The following is a 19,497-nucleotide window of genomic DNA, read 5'->3' as shown; positions in this document are numbered from 1 at the left end:
AAAATGCTGCTCACGATCGACGTCGGCAACACGCACACCGTCCTCGGCCTCTTCGACGGCGAGGAGATCGTCGAGCACTGGCGCATCTCCACGGACGCCCGCCGCACCGCCGACGAGCTGGCCGTCCTCCTCCAGGGCCTGATGGGCATGCATCCGTTGCTCGGCGAGGAGCTCGGCGACGGCATCGACGGCATCGCCATCTGCTCCACCGTCCCGTCCGTCCTGCACGAGCTGCGAGAGGTGACCCGCCGCTACTACGGCGACGTGCCCGCCGTACTGGTCGAGCCCGGCATCAAGACCGGCGTCCCGATCCTGATGGACAACCCCAAGGAGGTCGGCGCCGACCGCATCATCAACGCGGTCGCGGCGGTCGAGCTCTACGGGGGGCCGGCGATCGTCGTGGACTTCGGTACGGCGACGACGTTCGACGCGGTGTCCGCGCGCGGTGAGTACACGGGCGGCGTGATCGCCCCGGGCATCGAGATCTCCGTCGAGGCCCTCGGCGTCAAGGGCGCCCAGCTCCGCAAGATCGAGATCGCCCGCCCGCGGACCGTCATCGGCAAGAACACCGTCGAGGCCATGCAGTCGGGCATCATCTACGGTTTCGCCGGCCAGGTCGACGGCGTGGTCAACCGCATGGCCCGCGAGCTCGCCGACGATCCCGACGACGTCACCGTCATCGCCACCGGCGGCCTGGCCCCGATGGTCCTCGGCGAGGCCTCGGTCATCGACGAGCACGAGCCGTGGCTGACGCTGATAGGGCTGCGGCTGGTGTACGAGCGGAACGTGTCACGTACGTAGGCCCCGGCGCGTCTTCACCGGGACAGGGCCCCGCGTACGGCCCCGGTCCCGGTGAAGACGCGCCACGATCACCTTGTATGCGCCTTTTGTCTGATTAGCGCGTATCGTCGCCGCATGCCCACGCCATACGGATCCCGCGGCGGCCTGGCGTTCGGTGCGGAGGAGCTGCGTGTGCTCCGTCGCGCCCTCGACCTCGCCGTCAACCCCAGCCCCGTCTCGGCCGAGGACCTCCAGGACTGCCTACGTCTCGCCGAGTCCGTCGACGAGGCGGCCCGTGAGGGAGCAAGACTCCGGGCCTTCCTGGTGGCCGACCTCGCCCGCTACCGGGCGGCCCTGCCTGGCACGGCGGCCGGCTACCTCCTGCTCCTGGAGGAGACGCTCGGCAACGGCTACCTCCCGAACCCCGACGACCTCGCCGCCCTCCGCGCGCTGCGCGGCAACCCCACAGCGGCCCGCCTCCTGGACCGCTGCCGCACGCTCGGTGAACGCGGCCTACGCGCCCGACCGGCAGGCCGGACCGTCCCCCCATCCCGCACCCGCCTCCTCGCCCTCCCCGGCGGCCTGTCCTCCGACGGGGGCGCCGCGAGGCCGGGGGACAAGCCGGCCGCCCAGCCGCGGTCGCGCCCCCCGGCCGGGACCCCGCGCCCGGAACGCCCCATCCCCACCCCGGGCGAGGTCTTCCCCCCGAAGCGCAAGCCCGCACCCCCACCGGCGAACCCCCCGCAACAGCTCGCGGCGGGGTAGTTAGTCTGGAGGCATGGACTATGTCTCCGCGCTCGTGCCCCCCGTAGTGATGGCCGTGTTCTTCGTCGGACTGATCGTGACGATCGTGAAGAGCCAGGGCGGGGCCAACAAGGCCAAGGAGGACGCGGTCGTGGACGCCGCCCTCGCGCGCGCGGACAGCGCCCGACAGGCCGCACGGAGCACCGAGAACTGAGCGCCCGGCCCCTGCCGGAACACTCATCGGCGTACGACTCATACGTTTTTCGAGTCGTACGCCCTTTTTGTTGCTGATCTCCCACTATTGTTCTGAGCTGTGCCTCGCCCATTGGGAGAACTCGAAGACTCGGTCATGACGCGGGTGTGGAAGTGGAACCGCCCGGTGACCGTTCGAGAAGTCCTGGAAGACCTTCAGCAGGAACGGTCCATCGCCTACACCACGGTGATGACCGTTTTGGACAATCTCCATCAGAAGGGCTGGGTGCGACGGGAAGCCGAAGGCAGGGCCTATCGATATGAGGCGGTCTCCACGCGTGCCGCCTACGCGGCGGCACTGATGAACGACGCCTGGTCACAGAGTGACAACCCGGCCGCCGCTCTCGTCGCCTTCTTCGGCATGATGAGCGAGGAACAGCGACATCAGCTGCGCGACGCCGTACGTATGGTCCAAGGGCCGGAAACGCCCGAGGCGGAGAAGCCGGTCGGTGAGAACCCCGGCTCCGGCCCAGGCGACAGCGGGCGATAGCGTCCGCACATGCCAGCAGAGCATCCCGCGGAGCTTCCTGCGAAGCTTCCGTCAGAGCGTCCCGAAGCCAGCGCAAAAGCCATCACCGTCCGGCGTGCCAGGACCGGCGATGTCACGGCCGTGCGCCGACTCCTTGACGCGAACGTCCGACAGCGCATCCTGCTCGACAAAGCGACGGTGACCCTTTACGAGGACATCCAGGAGTTCTGGGTCGCGGAACGGGACGACAACGCCGAGGTCGTCGGCTGCGGCGCGCTCCACGTGATGTGGGAAGACCTCGCGGAAGTCCGCACTCTCGCCGTGAACCCCTCGCTCAAGGGCGTCGGCGTCGGTCATCAGTTGCTGGAGAAGTTGCTCCAGACCGCCCGCTGGCTCGGGGTTCGCCGAGTTTTCTGTCTGACCTTCGAAGTGGACTTCTTCGCGAAGCACGGCTTCGTGGAGATCGGTGAGACACCCGTTGACACCGATGTCTACGCCGAGCTACTGCGTTCCTATGACGAGGGCGTCGCGGAGTTCCTCGGTCTCGAACGAGTGAAACCGAACACCTTGGGCAACAGCCGGATGCTTCTGCATCTGTGATCGCCCGACAACTATTCCGGTTGAACGCCCCGCGCGGGTTCCCTATGTCCGAAACGCGCACGTTTCCGGTCTGCCAGTGCCCTGTGAGTCTCCTCCAGGGGTTTGTGTTTTTCCAGCAAAAGCGGTTTGCTTTCCGACGTACTGCAGTACTGCATATAACAGGGGCCGTGAAACAGCGGCAGCCCGCCGTAGCCCCCGGCTCTGAAGTTATCGATGAAAGGAAATCCCGTGGCACAGAAGGTTCAGGTCCTTCTTGTCGACGACCTCGACGGTGGCGAGGCGGACGAGACCGTGACGTTCGCGTTGGACGGCAAGACGTACGAAATCGATCTCACGACCGCCAATGCGGACAAGCTCCGGGGCCTTCTCGACGCGTACGTGAAGGGCGGTCGCCGTACCGGGGGCCGTGCTTCGGGCGCCCGTGGAAAGGCCCGCGTCGCTTCCGGTGGCAGCCAGGACACCGCGCAGATCCGCGCGTGGGCCAAGGAGAACGGCTTCGAGGTCAATGACCGCGGCCGAGTTCCCGCGACCATTCGTGAGGCTTACGAGAAGGCCAACGGCTGAGCGCTCACGCGCCGCAGCCGGACCCGGTGGCACTGTGTCGCCATCGTGTCGACGAGTCGTACGAGATCGGGGGCGCCCCCAACGCCCCCCACGGCCGGCAGTTCCGGCAGCGCCGACATGGTCGGCAGCGAGGGTTCGACCTCGCACCCAGGCTCGGGGGGCCGCAGCCATACGGCGGCCCCCTGTGGACCGGTCTCCCGAGCGTTCCCCCGGGAATCCGCGTCGCCCTGACCGCACCCCTGTGAATTCACCAGGCTCGCGAGCGGTGTGATTCCCGGCCGCCCCGCCTTCCCCGCCCTCCCCGGCGGCTCCGGCGCCTCGATGCTGCCGCCCGCGCCGATCGCCGCGATGTCCAGGGTGAGAGTGCCCCACTCCAGCCAGTCGAGCAGCCCCGGCAGTTCGTCCGCGCTCCCCGCGGCGACCAGGAACCGCATCCGCCCGCCGCCGCCCGCCGCGTGGCCTCCGTGCAGCGCCACCGGAGAGCCCGGCCCCAGGTGCCGCAGCGCCGCGTGCCCCGCCTCCGCCGGCACGTCCAGGACGTCGAAACGCACGCCGGTGACCAGCCGCGGCGGAGCGCCGGGCACTGTCGGCCAGCCGAGTTCGTTCTCGTACCACCACCGCACCGGATCGCTCGGGTCGAGCGGCCGACGGGGGTGGGGAACGGTGGGAACCATGCCAAGAGCAACAGCCGGAAAGGCTCCGGAGTTACGCTGGGTATTCCGGTGGACTCAAGGAGTGCGGGAAATGGGGGCGTGCGGGGGCTGTGGGCGGCGCAAGGATGTTCGCCCGTAGCGGAGGGAACCGGCGCGCGCGGCATGGAGTGTCAGTGCGTGCGGGTAAGACATCCCTAGTGGGAGGGGCGACACGCATGGCTCGGGCATCTCACGTTCGCCATCGGCGTACAGCCGGTGAGGGTATCTGCCTGGCCTGCGGGAACATCGTCTCGCACCATCAGGTTGGAGCAGATGTCGGCGTTCGGGGTCAGGAGGCCAAGGACGGTGTCGGCAGTTGGAATGAGCGGTCCCTGCTTGCGGGACTAAGCTGCGGAAGGACAGGGAGGGGAGCGTCCCCTTACTGCCTGACCGCTCTGAGGAGCGATTAACGATGTTCGAGAGGTTCACCGACCGCGCGCGGCGGGTTGTCGTCCTGGCTCAGGAAGAAGCCCGGATGCTCAACCACAACTACATCGGCACCGAGCACATCCTCCTGGGCCTGATCCACGAGGGTGAGGGTGTCGCCGCTAAGGCCCTGGAGAGCCTCGGGATTTCGCTCGAGGCGGTCCGCCAGCAGGTGGAGGAGATCATCGGGCAGGGGCAGCAGGCCCCGTCCGGGCACATCCCCTTCACCCCCCGTGCCAAGAAGGTCCTGGAGCTCTCGCTCCGCGAGGCCCTTCAGCTGGGCCACAACTACATCGGCACGGAGCACATCCTGCTCGGCCTGATCCGTGAGGGCGAGGGCGTCGCCGCCCAGGTCCTGGTCAAGCTGGGCGCAGATCTCAACCGGGTGCGGCAGCAGGTCATCCAGCTGCTCTCCGGATACCAGGGCAAGGAGACCGCCGGCGCCAGTGGCGGTCCTGCCGAGGGCACCCCCTCGACGTCCCTGGTCCTCGACCAGTTCGGCCGGAACCTCACCCAGGCCGCTCGTGAGTCCAAGCTCGACCCGGTCATCGGGCGCGAGAAGGAGATCGAGCGGGTCATGCAGGTGCTGTCCCGTCGTACGAAGAACAACCCGGTCCTGATCGGTGAGCCCGGCGTCGGCAAGACCGCCGTCGTCGAGGGCCTCGCCCAGGCCATCGTCAAGGGCGAGGTGCCCGAGACCCTCAAGGACAAGCACCTCTACACCCTGGACCTCGGCGCACTGGTCGCCGGCTCCCGCTACCGCGGTGACTTCGAGGAGCGCCTCAAGAAGGTGCTCAAGGAGATCCGCACCCGCGGCGACATCATCCTGTTCATCGACGAGCTGCACACGCTCGTCGGGGCGGGTGCCGCCGAGGGCGCCATCGACGCGGCTTCGATCCTGAAGCCGATGCTGGCCCGCGGCGAGCTCCAGACCATCGGTGCGACGACTCTGGACGAGTACCGCAAGCACCTCGAGAAGGACGCGGCCCTCGAGCGCCGCTTCCAGCCGATCCAGGTGGCGGAGCCTTCCCTTCCCCACACGATCGAGATCCTCAAGGGCCTGCGGGACCGTTACGAGGCCCACCACCGCGTCTCCATCACGGACGAGGCCCTGGTGCAGGCCGCGACGCTCGCGGACCGCTACATCTCGGACCGGTTCCTCCCCGACAAGGCGATCGACCTGATCGACGAGGCGGGCTCACGGATGCGCATCCGCCGGATGACCGCTCCGCCGGACCTCCGGGAGTTCGACGAGAAGATCGCGGGCGTGCGCCGCGACAAGGAGTCCGCGATCGACTCGCAGGACTTCGAGAAGGCCGCCTCCCTCCGCGACAAGGAGAAGCAGCTCCTGGCCGCCAAGGCCAAGCGGGAGAAGGAGTGGAAGGCCGGCGACATGGACGTCGTCGCCGAGGTCGACGGCGAGCTCATCGCCGAGGTCCTCGCCACGGCCACCGGCATCCCGGTCTTCAAGCTGACCGAGGAGGAGTCCTCGCGTCTGCTGCGCATGGAGGACGAGCTCCACAAGCGGGTCATCGGCCAGAAGGACGCCATCAAGGCGCTCTCGCAGGCGATCCGTCGTACGCGAGCGGGTCTGAAGGACCCGAAGCGTCCCGGTGGTTCGTTCATCTTCGCCGGCCCCTCGGGTGTCGGTAAGACCGAGCTGTCGAAGACCCTCGCGGAGTTCCTCTTCGGTGACGAGGACGCGCTGATCTCCCTCGACATGTCGGAGTTCAGCGAGAAGCACACGGTCTCGCGTCTCTTCGGTTCGCCCCCCGGTTACGTGGGCTACGAAGAGGGTGGCCAGCTGACGGAGAAGGTGCGTCGGAAGCCGTTCTCGGTGGTTCTCTTCGACGAGGTCGAAAAGGCCCACCCGGACATCTTCAACTCGCTTCTCCAGATCCTGGAGGACGGTCGCCTGACCGACTCCCAGGGCCGGGTCGTGGACTTCAAGAACACGGTCATCATCATGACGACCAACCTCGGCACCCGGGACATCTCCAAGGGCTTCAACCTCGGCTTCGCCGCCACGGGTGACGTCAAGAGCAACTACGAGCGCATGAAGGTCAAGGTCAACGAGGAGCTGAAGCAGCACTTCCGCCCCGAGTTCCTGAACCGTGTCGACGACACGGTGGTCTTCCACCAGCTCACCGAGGAAGACATCATCCAGATCGTCGACCTCATGATCGCCAAGGTGGACGAGCGGCTGAAGGACCGGGACATGGGCCTCGAGCTCAGCCCGACCGCCAAGTCGCTCCTCGCGAAGAAGGGCTACGACCCCGTGATGGGCGCCCGGCCGCTGCGCCGGACGATCCAGCGCGAGATCGAGGACCTGCTCTCCGAGAAGATCCTCTTCGGCGAGCTGCGCCCCGGCCAGATCGTGGTCGTCGACACGGAGGGCGAGGGTGACGCGAAGAAGTTCACCTTCCGCGGCGAGGAGAAGTCCGCTCTCCCCGACGTTCCGCCGATCGAGCAGGCCGCGGGTGGGGCAGGACCCAACCTGAGCAAGGAGGCGTAGCCGCTTCGGCGCCCGCCTGAAAGGGGCCACCCCGGGACTTCGGTTCCGGGGCGGCCCCTTTCGCTGTGCCCGCGCCCACTGCCCACTGCCCACGGGGCACGTCTGCGCCTCGCCTCCGAAGGAGGGCGAGGGAGCCCGTCACGGCTCTCCCGAGTCCCGCGAAGCCGCCCCTCCGGGAGTAGGCCCCGTCACATCCCAGAGGCCGCGGATACCGGCGGTCGGTGACATGACGCACAGGCGATTTGTCCGTTACTAGCGGGAATAGTTGGAACGTTCTGGCGGACAAATCGGACCTTTGGGTTAGGGGGTTCCCCGGGGTTCCGGAGTCCGGGGTGAGGGGTGGAGAGGGGTGGGGTTTCCGTGGGGCTGGACCGCTCGAAGTGGGGTTAAACCCGTCTTCCAGGGAAAAATGGGGAAGATTCGAGACGGGTCGGGAGGTCTGTCAAGGACGAGGAAGTTTCGGTGTCAAGTACGATCTTCCATCGTAGATGGCGTGTTTGAGGGTCGGTGGGTCGCCGGGTTACCAATGGGTTGTCCATCCGGCGGGAGTGTTCACGCCGGGTGGGTTTTCCGTCCCCGTCTACGTGAGGTCTCCATGTCGAAGCGCACCACGTCCCTCAAGTCCCGTACGTCCCTGCTCCGCACCCGGGCGGCCGTCCTGACCGTCGGTCTCGGCGCCTCGGTCGTGCTGGGCGCAGGGGTCGCGGCCGCCGCCGGCGACAGCGGAGCCGTCACCGCGGCCACCGTCACGCAGGTGAAGGCCGCCAAGAAGGCCGGCTGGGTCGACCCGGTGAAGAAGTACACCCTGTCCGCCAGCTTCAACCAGGCCGGCAACATGTGGTCCTCGACCCACTCCGGGCAGGACTTCGCCGTCGCCACCGGTACCAAGGTCTTCGCCGCGCACGGCGGCACCGTCGTCAAGGCGGGCGGCAACGGCGCCGGTGACGGCCCGGCGTACGGCAACGCGATAGTCATCAAGCACGGCAACGGCACGTACTCGCAGTACGCCCACCTGTCAAAGATCAAGGTGAAGATCGGCCAGGTCGTCGCCACCGGTCAGAACATCGCGCTGTCCGGCAGCACCGGAAACTCCAGCGGTCCCCACCTGCACTTCGAGATCCGTAAGACCGCCAACTACGGCTCCGCCATCGACCCGGTCGCGTTCCTGCGCGGCAAGGGCGTCACGGTCTGACCGTAGGGGCGGACCGGACGCACGCGGAGAGCCGCACACGGGCGGAGCACCGCCTGGGAAGCACCGTCTAGGAAGCGGCGGCGTCTCCGTGTGCCTGCGTCACCAGATCGATCGCGACCTCCAGGACGGCCTTGCGCTTGTCCTCGGGGTCGCCTTCGACGTCTCGGAGGACGAACATCCCGGCGTGCATCGTGAAGAGCGCGCTGACGCAGCGGACCTGGTCGGTCAGCGGCGACTCCGGCTCCTTGATGATGTCGAGCATGCTGTGCATCCGGTCCTTGAACGTCTCGCCGATGCTCAGCTCCCGTACGGTCGCCTGGTTCTCCTGCATGAAGCGGAAGAGCGGGGCGGCGCCGGAGAGGGCCTCGCTGTACCGGCGCAGGACCTCTTTCTTGGTCTCCAGGGAGTGCGGCTGGTGTCCGCCCCACTCGATCAGCTCGTCCAGTGGCCGCGTCAGGTCCTGGAAGAGGCTGATGAGGATCTCTTCCTTGGTCTTGAAGTGGTAGTAGAGCGCGGCCTTCGTGACGTCGAGGTGCTCGGCGATCTCGCGCAGTGAGGTCTTCTCGTAGCCCTGCTCGGAGAAGAGTTCGAGGGCCACGTCCTGGATGCGCTGGCGGGTGTCGCCGCGGCGCTGTCGCTTGGTGCCGTCCATGGTGCCGCCCATTCTCGTGCTCCTCGCGCTCCCAGGAAACTTACCTGTCGCCCGGCTGGTAAAGCCCAGCAAAACTTACTTGACGCCCGGCTAGTTACGGGGCTACTTTCCCAGTGTAGTCAACTAGCCGGGCGGCAAGTAAGTAGCTCGCGGCGGCAACTGTACCCAGGGGAGTGGAACGATGGCGGACGACACCGGAGTGGCGGCAGAGCCCGAGAAACAGCCACGCAGCGTGCGCGTGGTCCTGTTCGCGCTGATGGTCGCGATGATGCTGGCGATGCTCGACAACATGATCGTCGGCACGGCGATGCCCACGATCGTCGGCGAACTGGGCGGCCTCGAACACCTCTCGTGGGTGGTGACGGCGTACACCCTCGCGACCGCGGCCTCCACCCCCATCTGGGGCAAGCTCGGCGACATGTACGGGCGCAAGGGCGCCTTCATGACCTCGATCGTGATCTTCCTGATCGGCTCCGCGCTGAGCGGTATGGCCCAGGACATGGGGCAGCTGATCGGGTTCCGCGCCATCCAGGGGCTCGGTGCCGGCGGTCTGATGGTCGGCGTCATGGCGATCATCGGCGACCTGATTCCGCCGCGCGAGCGCGGTAAGTACCAGGGCATGATGGCCGGCGTGATGGCGCTCGCCATGATCGCCGGACCGCTCGTCGGCGGCACCATCACCGACCACTGGGGCTGGCGCTGGTCCTTCTACATCAACCTGCCGCTCGGTGTCGTCGCGCTCATCGCGATCAGCGTCGTCCTGCACCTGCCGAAGAAGCGGGTCGAGGGGCGGATCGACTATCTGGGCGCCGGGCTGCTGACCATCGGCATCACGGCCATCGTCCTCGTCACCACCTGGGGCGGCAGTGAGTACGCCTGGGGCTCGGCCCGGATCATGGAGCTCATCGCGATCGGTGTCGTCGCGCTCGTCGGGTTCGTCTTCGTGCAGACCAAGGCCGCCGCGCCGGTCGTGCCGCTGCACATCTTCCGCAGCCGCAACTTCACGCTGATGTCGATCATCGGCTTCATCACCGGCTTCGTGATGTTCGGTGCGACGCTCTTCCTGCCGCTGTACCAGCAGTCGGTGCAGGGCGCGTCCGCGACCAACTCCGGTCTGCTGCTGCTCCCGATGCTCGCCGCGATGCTGGTCACGTCGATGGTGGCCGGGCGGGTCACCACCAACACCGGGCGCTACAAGGTCTTTCCGGTCGCCGGCAGTGTGCTGATGGCGGCGGGTCTGTTCCTGCTCTCGCAGATGGACACCGACACGACCCGGTTCACCTCCGGGCTGTACATGGCGGTGCTCGGCGCGGGCATGGGCTGCCTGATGCAGATCACCATGCTGGTCGCGCAGAACAGCGTCGAGATGAAGGACATGGGCGTCGCGTCCTCCACGACCACCCTCGCCCGTACGCTCGGCTCCTCCTTCGGTGTCGCGATCATGGGCGCGCTGTTCAACCAGCGCGTGCAGGACGTGATGTCCGAGCGGGCCGGGGCCATCGGGTCCAAGGTGACCGAGCAGTCCGCGCAGCTCGACGCGGCGAGCCTGGCGAAGCTGCCGGCCGCGGCGCGGGAGGCCTACCAGTTCGCGGTGTCCTCCGGTACGCACTCCGCGTTCCTGCTGGGCGCGATCGTGGCCGTGGTCTCGCTGGTGGCCGCGGTGTTCGTCAAGGAGGTTCCGCTCAAGGGGGCCGGGGGGCCGAAGGCGGCCGAGGGGGATGTGGCTGGGGACGCCGCGGGGGCGCCGCGGGCGGTTGCAGAGGCCGTCTGAGGCGCGTCCAGTCCTGCTCGGTCCGAAGACCCCCGGCGTTGTCCGCCCCGGGGGTCTTCGTCTGTTGCCGTACGCGTACGGGGGCGGGGTGGTTTTTTTCGCCCCCTCCGCCCCTTCCCGTCCCGTTCCTGGGGGCTGCGCCCCCAGACCCCCCTTTCGCGCTTCGCGCTCGTCCTCAAACGCCGGACGGGCTGGAATGCACTAGTCCGGCAGCATCGGGTAGCTTCCCGTGTTCGTCGGGGCGTGTTCCGGGAGCCACAGGACGGCTACCGCGCCCTCGGAGGGGACGTCCTCGGGGGCGCCGGGGGGACGGACGTTGCGGAAGGTGAGGCGGGCGCCGAGGACGCGGGCCTGGCCGGCCGCGATGGTGAGGCCGAGGCCGTGGCCGTGGCCGGAGCGGTCCGTGCTGCCGGTACGGAAACGCCTGGGGCCGTCGGCGACGAGTTCGGCGGGGAAGCCGGGCCCGTGATCGCGTACGCGGATGACGCGGCCCTCGACCGTGACCTGGACCGGCGGTTTGCCGTGCCGGGCAGCGTTGGCGAGCAGGTTGAACAGCACGCGCTCCAGGCGGCGCGGGTCGGTCGTGACCTCCGACTCGTGCACGACGCTGATCTCGATGTCGGCGTCCTTGGCCGCCACCCGCCGGGACACGAACTCGCCCAGCAGGATGTCCTGGAGCTCGGCCCGCTCGGAGGCGCCGTCGAGCCGCGCGACCTCCAGGACGTCCTCGACCAGCGTGCGCATGGCCTGGGCCCGGTCGCGGACGAGCTCGGTCGGCCGCCCCGGGGGCAGCAGTTCCGCCGCGGTCAGCAGCCCGGTCACCGGCGTACGCAGTTCGTGCGCGATGTCCGCGGTCACCCGGCGCTCGGCCTCGATGCGCTGCTGGAGCGCGTCCGCCATCGCGTCGACCGCGCGGGCCAGGTCGTCCGTCTCGTCACGCAGGACGCCGCCGATGGAGTCACCCACCCGCGCGTCGGTGTCACCGCTCGCGACCTGGTTCGCCGCGGCGGCGGCCTTGCGCAGCCGGCGCGACAACTGGCCGCCGATCAGCACGCCGAGCGCGCTGCCGCCGAAGACGACCGCGATCGAGCCGATGATCAGCGCCTGGTCGAGGTCGGTCATGACGTCGGTGTTGCGGTCCGTGAAACCGGTGTGGAGGGAGAGGACGCGGCCGTCCTTTAGCGGTACGGCGGCCCAGATGTCCGGCACTCCGCTGGGGCCGTCGGCGACGTAGGTGGCGCGCCGCCCCTCGGCGACCTTCGTCAGCAGGTCCTTGGGGATCGCCGGGTCGTCGACCTCCACCCCGAAGGCCTGCGTCCGCCCCGACTCGTACATGCGCTGCGCGACGAGGAGCCGCTCGTCCGCCAGATCGCGCGAGTTGTCGAGCATCGACACCTGCGCCGCGTTGTGCACGACCAGGCTCAGCGCGATCGCCACGAGCGCGCCGACGAACGCGATCGCGGCGCTGAGCTTCCAGCGGACGCCGGTCCGTACCCCGGTCCTGATACCCGCGCCGCGGCTCGTCGCCCGGTTCGCTCTCCCCGGAACCAGGCGGTGGAATATCCCCCGCATACCCCTGCTCAGGCCTTCAACTTGTAGCCGAAGCCGCGGACCGTCTCGATCCGGTCCTGGCCGATCTTCGTACGCAGCCGCTGCACATGGACGTCGACGACGCGGGTGTCACCGCCCCAGCCGTAGTCCCACACGCGCTCCAGCAGCTTGTCGCGGCTCAGTACCGTGCCGGGCGCCGAGGAGAACTCCAGGAGGAGCCGCATCTCGGTGGGGGTCAGCGCCACCGGCGTACCGCCCCTGCGGACCTCCATGCCCTCGGTGTCGATCTCCAGGCTGCCGTCGCCGAAGGAGAGCACGCTGCCGTCGACCGAGGAGTGCCCCTCCGCGGAAGGGCCGTTCGCCGGGCCGCTCGCGTGCCCGAAGCGGCGCAGCACGGCCCGGATGCGGGCGACCAGGACGGCGCCGTCGAAGGGCTTGGTCACGTAGTCGTCGGCGCCCGCCTCCAGCCCCAGGACGACGTCGATGGAGTCGGCGCGCGCCGACAGCATGATCACCGGGACGGTCGACTCGTCGCGGATACGGCGGCACAGGCTGACGCCGTCGAGGCCGGGCACCATGACGTCCAGGAGCGCGATGTCGGGGCGGTTCGCGCGGAAGGCCTCAAGTCCCGAGAGGCCGTCGGGCATCGCGGTGACCGCGAAGCCGTCGCGCTCCAGGGCGAGTTGAGTGGCCTCGCGGATGACGTCGTCGTCCTCGACGAAGAGAACGTGGGTCTGCTCTGACATGCGGTACTCCGACATCCGGTGCTCCACCGTCCGGTTCTCCGACATCCGGTTCTCCGACATCCGCTGGTCTGCCATCCGAGGGTCCGTCATCCCCTGCTCTCAGTTCCCGGGTGGGGGGAGGGTGGGCTCGGCCGAGCCGCCCACCGCCTTGCTGTAGTCGTTGTGGATCCGGGACTCCTCGGCGAAGTGGGCCAGCGACCAGCCGTAGGTGATCACTTCTTCGCTGGAGGGGTACGACACCGGGTCGCCCTTCGCGTAGAGCTGCTGGGTGACCACCAGGTCGCCGCGGTCGATCTCGGCGTAGACCGGCGGCTCCTCGGCCTTGAAGACGTTCTCGTACCGGCCGTTCTTCTCGCGGTACACGTACGAACCGACGCCGACGGCGTCCGCGCAGGTCATCACGTTGACCACCACGTCGTTCGTACTTCCGCCGGTGAGCTTCCCGTAGGACACGTCGACCGGGTACTCGTCGGCGACGCACGGCTTCAGGGCGCTCTTGACCGCCGGGCTGACCGACGGGTCGTCCTGGAGGATCTTGACGGCGTCGACGCGCCGCGGGGCGCTCGTGGCGGAGGCCATGGGCGTCTGGGCGGTACCGGTCACCGCGTCGCTGCCCGCCGGGCCCTCGTCACGGGCACCCGTGCCGCCCGTCGCACAGGCCGTCAGGGAAAGACCGAGGGCGGCGAGCGCGACCGCCGCACTCCCCGCCTTGAGGGTCTGCCGGGCCGCCCCGGCTCTACTGGCCCGGTTTTCTAGGCCGCGCAACGCTCCCGCCCCTCACTCGGTTCGAGCGCACGCGATCCGCGCTCCTCGTAGTCCCTGTTCTCCAGCTCCTCACGGAGCCGGGCCAGCGCCCGGTGCAGTGTGCTCTTGACGGTACCGGCCGACATGCCGAGCGCGGCGGCCGTCTCCTCCGTGGACATCTGCTCCCAGTGTCGCAGCACCACGACACTGCGCTGCTTGGGAGCCAGCACCTTCATGATGTCCATGAGGAGGGCGCGGTCCGCGTGCTGTTCGGTGGAGTCGTCGACGGAGGCGTCGGGAAGCTGCTCGGTCGGAACCTCTTCGAGCTTGCGGGCCCGCCACCACTCGGTCCGCGTGTTGATCATCACGCGCCGCAGGTAGGCGTCGGCGAGCCGCTTGTCCGCGATCCCGTCCCAGCGGCCGTACGTCCGTACGAGCGCGGTCTGGAGAAGGTCCTGGGCGTCGACCGGGTCGGGGACCAGACGGCGGGCACTGCGCAGCAGCGCGTCCTGCCGGGTGCGGACGTATTCCTCGAACTCGAGTACCTCGCCGTGCGCCATGATCAACCGCCTCCATCCCCGTTTCCGGCCCGCCGGCTGTCGCCGGCGACCGGTTGTCCGTTGCCTGAGAAGAAGCTACGGAGGGGTTGTCACGGGGTTGTCCGAGCCAGCACGCGGGGAACGCTCGGCTGTCCGTCGGTTGTGTAACGGATGTAGGCCATGGGTAAGACGAGACCTCTGTACATCCCGGTTGCGGGCGTTTTGCCGCGCCGGTGACGTCGGTTACGTCAGCGGAAGCCGATACAGACCGCCCGGGAGAGGTTCCGCGAGCCCGTCGGCGACGAGACCGTCGAGGGCGCGGGCCCGCTGGACCGGCTCGTCCCACACCCGGTCGAGCACGGACTGCGGCACCGGCGCGACCGCCTCCCTGAGCACGGCGAGAAGCCTGCCGCGGACCTGGCGGTCGGTACCGGCGTACGTCTGACCGCGCCGCGCCGGCCCCTCGTGCTCGGGTTTGCCCGCCAGACGCCACGCGCACTGCGCCGCGATGGGGCAGCGGTCACAGTCCTCGTTCCTCGCCGTGCAGACGAGCGCGCCCAGCTCCATGGAGGCCGCCGCCCAGCGGGAGGCGGTGCGCTCGCTGTCGGGCAGCAGCGCGCGGGCGAGCCTGCGCTCCGCCGCCGTCGTCGCGTTCGGGGGGTAGCGCACGCCGGTGACCGCGCGCGCGAAGACCCGCCGCACGTTCGTGTCCAGCACGGCATGCCGCCGGCCGTACGCGAACGACGCCACGGCCGCCGCCGTGTACTCGCCGATCCCGGGCAGCGCGAGCAACTGCGCGTGCTCCGCGGGTACGTCGCCGCCGTGCCGTTCCGTTATGGCCACCGCGGCTCCGTGCAGGCGCAGCGCGCGGCGCGGGTAGCCGAGGCGTCCCCAGGCGCGGACCGCTTCTCCCGGGGGCTCCTTGGCCAGGTCCGCGGGGCGGGGCCAGCGGGACAGCCACTGCTCGTACACGGGCAGCACGCGGTTCACCGGCGTCTGCTGGAGCATGAACTCGCTGACCATCACTCCCCAGGGGCCGGCGTCCGGGCGGCGCCAGGGGAGGTCACGGGCGTGCGCGTCGAACCAGGCGATGACGGGGGTGTGCAGGGTCTCGCCCGCGCCGGGGGCGGCGGGCCGGGGCGTGGGTGTGGGTGTGGTGGGTGCAGTCATGACGGTGTCGATCCTGCCATGTGCGGCCCGCCGCGCGGTTGAGGACGAGGCTGGTGGTCGTGGTCGTGGTCGTGGTCGTGGTCGTGGTCGCGGTCGTGCTCGTAGTGCCGGCCCTTCCGTCGTGCCGGTTCAGTCGTGCCGGTCTTGTCAGTCGTCCCGCGGTGACAGTCGTCCGGCCGTGACAGCCGTGGTCCTCGCGCGGCGGCAGGGTTCGTCCTTCGTGCGACGAGAGCGTGGGTGCGATCCGGGAGCGGGGTGGGCGAACCGCTGTACCGGGCGGAGGGGGTCAAGTACGGGACGGGGGTCAAGTACCGGACAAGTACCGGACGGAGGGGGCGAATCCCCCAACCCCGGTGCCGCGTAGGCGCGTCGGCCGGGATGATGATCCGGAAAAGTTGCTCCGGGGCGGCGGGTGGGGCAAGTGCCGGGGCGGATCTCTCGTACAGTTTGCGCCGTGGGATCACTGCGCAATCCGGTCGGGCCGCTTCCCTCCACCATCTACTGGCGTCGGAGGGCCGTTCTGCTGTCCATGCTCGCCCTGTTGGCGCTGCTGATCGTGTGGGTGGTCGGCTCGGGCGGCGGAGGCGGGTCGAACAACGGCGACGGGTCCAACGGAAAGAATCCCGCGCCCTCGATCACTCCCGGGCCCTCCGGCTCCGGACCCGCGATCAGTGAAAACCCGGGCGGGCGCGACGAGTCGACCGCCGGCACGGGCGGAGGAGGCTCGGGCGGAAGCGGCTCGGACGGCGGGACCGGTGACGGGTCCGGCGACGGGTCGGGGTCCGGCTCCAGTGCGGGGTCCACCGCCGGGTCGGGAGGCTCCGCCGGGAGCGGCGACACCGGGTCCGCCGCGGGGTCCAACGGCACCGGAGGGGCGGCCGGTCAGCTTCCGGCCGGTTCCGACGTCCCCAACTGCACCGCGGGCGCCGTCCGGTTGACGCTGCGCAGCGTGCGCAACACGTACGCGCCCGGTGAGAAACCCAAGTTCGAGCTCATCGCCAAGAACACCTCCGGCAGCGACTGCAAGGTCGACCTCGGCCCGAAGAACACCCTGGTGACGATCGTTCAGGCCGGGAGCGACGAGGACATCTGGGACTCGGGCGACTGCCCGAAGGGCTCCGGCAGTCTGCTCCTCCGTGTCGGGGCCAACTCGCAGGTGACGCACACCGTGGAGTGGGACCGCAGGGCGAGCGCCCCCGAGTGCGGCACACCGCCCGCGATCTCGGCGACCGCGGGCACCTACCTGGTGGAGGCGAAGGCACCGGGGCTGACGAAGGCCCAGACGTCGTTCGTCCTGTCCAAGGACTGATTCGTCCTAACCAAGGACTGAACGGCGTTACGGGGCGCAGGGCTTGGGGGCGGGACTCGGCGTCGGGTGCGGGTGTGGAGCAGGAACGCGGCGAACGGACGCGCCTCGGACGCGGCGCCGGACGCGCTGCTAGACGTAGCGCTCCAGGATCGACGACTCCGCCAGCCGTGAGAGGCCTTCCCGGACGCTGCGGGCCCGCGCCTCGCCGACGCCGTCGACCGTCTGGAGGTCGTCGACGCTGGCCGCGAGGAGCTTCTGAAGGCCCCCGAAGTGCTCCACCAGGCGGTCGATGATCGCGCCGGGCAGGCGGGGCACCTTGGCGAGCAGGCGGTAACCGCGCGGGGAGACCGCGGAGTCCAGCGACTCGGGGGAGCCGGTGTAACCCAACGCCCGTGCCACCGTGGACAGTTCGAGGAGCTCGGCATGGCTGAGCGCGTTCAGCTCGAAGAGAGCCTCGTCGACCGTGCGGGAACGCTTGGCGGTCGGCTCGGGCACGTAGTCCCGTACGACGAGTTCACGCTCGGGCTCGACACCCGCGATCAACTCGTCGAGCTGGAGGGAGAGAAGGCGTCCGTCCGTGCCCAGCTCCACCACGTACTCGGCGATCTCGGTGGCGATCCGGCGCACCATCTCCAGCCGCTGGGCCACCGCGGAGACATCGCGGACCGTGACCAGGTCCTCGATCTCCAGGGCGGACAGGGTGCCGGCGACCTCGTCGAGCCGGAGCTTGTAGCGCTCCAGGGTCGCCAGGGCCTGGTTGGCACGGGAGAGGATCGCCGCGGAGTCCTCCAGCACGCGGCGCTGGCCGTCCACATAGAGCGCGATCAGGCGCATCGACTGGGAGACGGAGACGACCGGGTAGTCGACCTGCTTGCTCACCCGGTCCGCGGTGCGGTGCCGGGTGCCGGTCTCCTCGGTGTGGATGGTCGGGTCGGGCACCAGCTGGACACCGGCCCGCAGGATCTTGGTGAGATCCTTGTCGATCACGATGCCGCCGTCGAGCTTGCACAGCTCGCGCAGCCGCGTGGAGGTGAACTCGACGTCCAGGACGAATCCGCCGGTACACATCGATTCGACGGTTTTGTCCCAGCCGAGCACGATGAGCCCGCCCGTGTTGCCGCGGAGGATCCGCTCCAGCCCGTCACGCAGCGCCGTGCCGGGTGCCACGGCGCTCAGGGCGGCGCGCATCAGGCCATCGGCACCGGAGCTCCCACCGGACTTTCCGGGAGCTGCTGCCCGGTCGTTGGCTGCCACTGCACTCCTCGGGTCGCGGGTTTCCGGCCGCCCTCAGTTCGTCACGACGGGCAAGACCAGGGCAAAGTCTACCGGCGCGCTTCCTCCTCCCGTGGGGCCTCTCGACGACGGGAGCGCGGGAGGACGCTCAGCGCGGCCCCCATGTCGGCGACTTCCAGGACCTTCATGCCGGGAGGGATCTTGCCCGGGTCGGTCGGGACGAGGGCGTGCGTGAAGCCGAGACGGTGGGCTTCGGCGAGCCGGCGCTGAACGCCCGTGACCCGTCTGACCTCGCCCGCGAGCCCCACTTCGCCGATCGCCACGAGGTTCTTCGGGAGCGGGGTGTCGCTCGCGGCGGAGGCGAGTGCGAGCGCGATCGCGAGGTCCGCGGCGGGCTCGGAGAGCTTCACACCGCCGACCGTCGCGGAGTAGATGTCCCGCTTCCCCAGGGCGGTGATCCGGCCGCGCTGCTCCAGGACGGCGAGCATCATCGAGACGCGGGAGGTCTCCAGACCGGAGGTCGTGCGCCGCGGGGAGGGGATCTGGGAGTCGACCGTGAGCGCCTGCACCTCGGCGACCAGGGGGCGGCGGCCCTCCAGAGTGACCGTCAGGCAGGTGCCGGGGACCGGCTCGGCGCGACGGGTCAGGAAGAGGCCGCTGGGGTCGGCCAGTCCCGTGATGCCCTCGTCGTGCAGCTCGAAGCAGCCGACCTCGTCCGTCGTCCCGTAGCGGTTCTTGACCCCTCGCACGAGCCTGAGGCGCGCGTGCCGGTCGCCCTCGAAGCTCAGGACGACGTCCACGAGGTGTTCGAGGAGACGGGGGCCCGCGATCGCGCCGTCCTTGGTGACATGGCCCACGAGGAGCGTGGACATGCCGCGCTCCTTGGAGGCCCGGATGAGCGCTCCGGCGACCTCTCTGACCTGGGCCATGCCGCCCGGCGCTCCGTCGATCTCCGGGGAGGCGACGGTCTGCACGGAGTCCAGGATGAGCAGGGAGGGCTTCACCGCGTCCAAGTGGCCCAGAACGGCGGCCAGATCGGTTTCGGCGGCGAGATACAGGTGGTCGTCGATCGCCTTGATGCGGTCGGCGCGCATCCGCACCTGGCTGGCCGACTCCTCACCCGTGACGTACAGCGTGCGGTGCTCGTCGCTCGCCGACTTCGCCGCCACGTCCAGGAGCAGCGTGGACTTGCCGACGCCCGGTTCGCCCGCGACGAGGACGACCGCGCCGGGGACGAGGCCGCCGCCCAGCACCCGGTCCAGCTCGGGCACACCGGTGGAGCGCGCGGTCGCCTGGCGGGCATCGACCTCCCCGATGGGCACCGCGGAGGTCGTGACGCGGCCGGGGGCCGTCGTACGGACGGCGGGGGCGCCGTACTCCTCGACCGTCCCCCACGCCTGGCATTCGGAGCAGCGGCCGAGCCACTTGGCCGTCTGCCAGCCGCACTCGGTGCAGCGGTAGGACGGCCGGTCCTTCGCGGATTTCGTACGGGCAGCCATGAACCGAACCGTAACCGAGCCCACTGACAGCGCGGACGCCGCTGTGCGC

19 protein-coding genes are annotated in these 19,497 nt (G+C 69.4%); 10 read left to right on the top strand and 9 right to left on the bottom strand.

Annotation, left to right across the window (positions count from 1 at the left end):
- Positions 1–3 precede the first annotated feature (3 nt).
- The 6 genes from ACIP79_RS04615 (at position 4) to ACIP79_RS04590 (ending at position 3,409) form a co-directional block, all read left to right on the top strand.
- Positions 4–801: a type III pantothenate kinase gene (locus tag ACIP79_RS04615; protein WP_383681607.1), complete on the top strand. Its 798-nt coding sequence runs from the start codon at positions 4–6 to the stop codon at positions 799–801.
- Between the two features lie 114 nt (positions 802–915).
- Positions 916–1,545: a hypothetical protein gene (locus tag ACIP79_RS04610; RefSeq protein WP_401219331.1), complete on the top strand. Its 630-nt coding sequence runs from the start codon at positions 916–918 to the stop codon at positions 1,543–1,545.
- Between the two features lie 13 nt (positions 1,546–1,558).
- Positions 1,559–1,738, top strand: a complete 180-nt coding sequence (locus tag ACIP79_RS04605) for a hypothetical protein (protein WP_383681609.1) — start codon at positions 1,559–1,561, stop codon at positions 1,736–1,738.
- Positions 1,739–1,849: 111 nt separating this feature from the next.
- Positions 1,850–2,266, top strand: a complete 417-nt coding sequence (locus tag ACIP79_RS04600) for a BlaI/MecI/CopY family transcriptional regulator (protein ID WP_401219327.1) — start codon at positions 1,850–1,852, stop codon at positions 2,264–2,266.
- 9 nt (positions 2,267–2,275) lie between these two features.
- The gene (locus ACIP79_RS04595; protein WP_399213147.1) at positions 2,276–2,845 is read left to right on the top strand and encodes an amino-acid N-acetyltransferase; all 570 of its coding nucleotides are present in this window, start codon (positions 2,276–2,278) and stop codon (positions 2,843–2,845) included.
- A 228-nt stretch (positions 2,846–3,073) separates the two neighbouring features.
- Positions 3,074–3,409 carry an Lsr2 family protein gene (locus ACIP79_RS04590; protein ID WP_326721505.1) on the top strand — a complete coding sequence of 112 codons (336 nt, stop codon included), beginning with the start codon at positions 3,074–3,076 and terminating at the stop codon, positions 3,407–3,409.
- Here the strand turns inward: ACIP79_RS04590 and ACIP79_RS04585 are convergent.
- Positions 3,388–4,083: an SCO3374 family protein gene (locus tag ACIP79_RS04585; protein ID WP_401219323.1), complete on the bottom strand. Its 696-nt coding sequence runs from the start codon at positions 4,081–4,083 to the stop codon at positions 3,388–3,390. The genes ACIP79_RS04590 and ACIP79_RS04585 overlap by 22 nt on opposite strands.
- A 430-nt stretch (positions 4,084–4,513) precedes the next feature.
- Between ACIP79_RS04585 and ACIP79_RS04580 the strand changes: the two genes are divergently transcribed.
- Together ACIP79_RS04580 and ACIP79_RS04575 are read left to right on the top strand one after the other, a co-directional pair.
- On the top strand, positions 4,514–7,042 hold the full coding sequence (locus ACIP79_RS04580) for an ATP-dependent Clp protease ATP-binding subunit (RefSeq protein ID WP_329546263.1): 2,529 nt from the start codon (positions 4,514–4,516) through the stop codon (positions 7,040–7,042).
- 595 nt (positions 7,043–7,637) lie between these two features.
- A complete protein-coding gene (locus ACIP79_RS04575) occupies positions 7,638–8,234 on the top strand; it encodes a M23 family metallopeptidase (RefSeq protein WP_401219320.1) in 597 nt (198 codons plus the stop codon).
- A 67-nt stretch (positions 8,235–8,301) separates the two neighbouring features.
- On the opposite strand, the gene ACIP79_RS04570 is transcribed toward ACIP79_RS04575, so the two are convergent.
- Positions 8,302–8,898 carry a TetR/AcrR family transcriptional regulator gene (locus tag ACIP79_RS04570; RefSeq protein WP_401219318.1) on the bottom strand — a complete coding sequence of 199 codons (597 nt, stop codon included), beginning with the start codon at positions 8,896–8,898 and terminating at the stop codon, positions 8,302–8,304.
- 169 nt (positions 8,899–9,067) lie between these two features.
- On the opposite strand from ACIP79_RS04570, the gene ACIP79_RS04565 reads away from it, so the two are divergent.
- Positions 9,068–10,657, top strand: coding sequence for an MDR family MFS transporter (locus ACIP79_RS04565; protein ID WP_401219315.1), 1,590 nt, complete (start codon positions 9,068–9,070; stop codon positions 10,655–10,657).
- A gap of 201 nt (positions 10,658–10,858) precedes the next feature.
- On the opposite strand, the gene cseC is transcribed toward ACIP79_RS04565, so the two are convergent.
- The 5 genes from cseC to ACIP79_RS04540 form a co-directional block, all read right to left on the bottom strand.
- Positions 10,859–12,229 carry a two-component system sensor histidine kinase CseC gene (cseC, locus tag ACIP79_RS04560; RefSeq protein ID WP_401219313.1) on the bottom strand — a complete coding sequence of 457 codons (1,371 nt, stop codon included), beginning with the start codon at positions 12,227–12,229 and terminating at the stop codon, positions 10,859–10,861.
- 8 nt (positions 12,230–12,237) lie between these two features.
- Positions 12,238–12,954, bottom strand: a complete 717-nt coding sequence (gene cseB / locus ACIP79_RS04555; protein ID WP_383681654.1) for a two-component system response regulator CseB — start codon at positions 12,952–12,954, stop codon at positions 12,238–12,240.
- Positions 12,955–13,053: 99 nt separating this feature from the next.
- The gene (locus tag ACIP79_RS04550) at positions 13,054–13,719 is read right to left on the bottom strand and encodes a hypothetical protein (RefSeq protein ID WP_401219310.1); all 666 of its coding nucleotides are present in this window, start codon (positions 13,717–13,719) and stop codon (positions 13,054–13,056) included.
- Positions 13,707–14,258 carry a SigE family RNA polymerase sigma factor gene (locus tag ACIP79_RS04545; protein ID WP_383681625.1) on the bottom strand — a complete coding sequence of 184 codons (552 nt, stop codon included), beginning with the start codon at positions 14,256–14,258 and terminating at the stop codon, positions 13,707–13,709. Before ACIP79_RS04545 ends, ACIP79_RS04550 begins: the two co-directional genes overlap by 13 nt.
- A 222-nt stretch (positions 14,259–14,480) precedes the next feature.
- Positions 14,481–15,407 carry an A/G-specific adenine glycosylase gene (locus tag ACIP79_RS04540; protein ID WP_401219307.1) on the bottom strand — a complete coding sequence of 309 codons (927 nt, stop codon included), beginning with the start codon at positions 15,405–15,407 and terminating at the stop codon, positions 14,481–14,483.
- Positions 15,408–15,861: 454 nt separating this feature from the next.
- On the opposite strand from ACIP79_RS04540, the gene ACIP79_RS04535 reads away from it, so the two are divergent.
- Positions 15,862–16,716 (top strand): hypothetical protein, encoded by an 855-nt coding sequence (locus ACIP79_RS04535; RefSeq protein WP_401219304.1) that lies wholly within the window; start codon positions 15,862–15,864, stop codon positions 16,714–16,716.
- A 129-nt stretch (positions 16,717–16,845) separates the two neighbouring features.
- On the opposite strand, the gene disA is transcribed toward ACIP79_RS04535, so the two are convergent.
- Positions 16,846–17,970 carry a DNA integrity scanning diadenylate cyclase DisA gene (gene disA, locus ACIP79_RS04530; RefSeq protein WP_401219301.1) on the bottom strand — a complete coding sequence of 375 codons (1,125 nt, stop codon included), beginning with the start codon at positions 17,968–17,970 and terminating at the stop codon, positions 16,846–16,848.
- 68 nt (positions 17,971–18,038) lie between these two features.
- Positions 18,039–19,448 carry a DNA repair protein RadA gene (gene radA / locus ACIP79_RS04525; protein WP_383681632.1) on the bottom strand — a complete coding sequence of 470 codons (1,410 nt, stop codon included), beginning with the start codon at positions 19,446–19,448 and terminating at the stop codon, positions 18,039–18,041.
- Positions 19,449–19,497: the final 49 nt, after the last annotated feature.

Source organism: Streptomyces sp. NPDC088747 (assembly GCF_044751025.1).
Classification (GTDB): domain Bacteria; phylum Actinomycetota; class Actinomycetes; order Streptomycetales; family Streptomycetaceae; genus Streptomyces.
The sequence above is the reverse complement of the archived record's forward strand: the minus strand, read 5'-3'. Positions and strand labels throughout refer to the sequence as shown.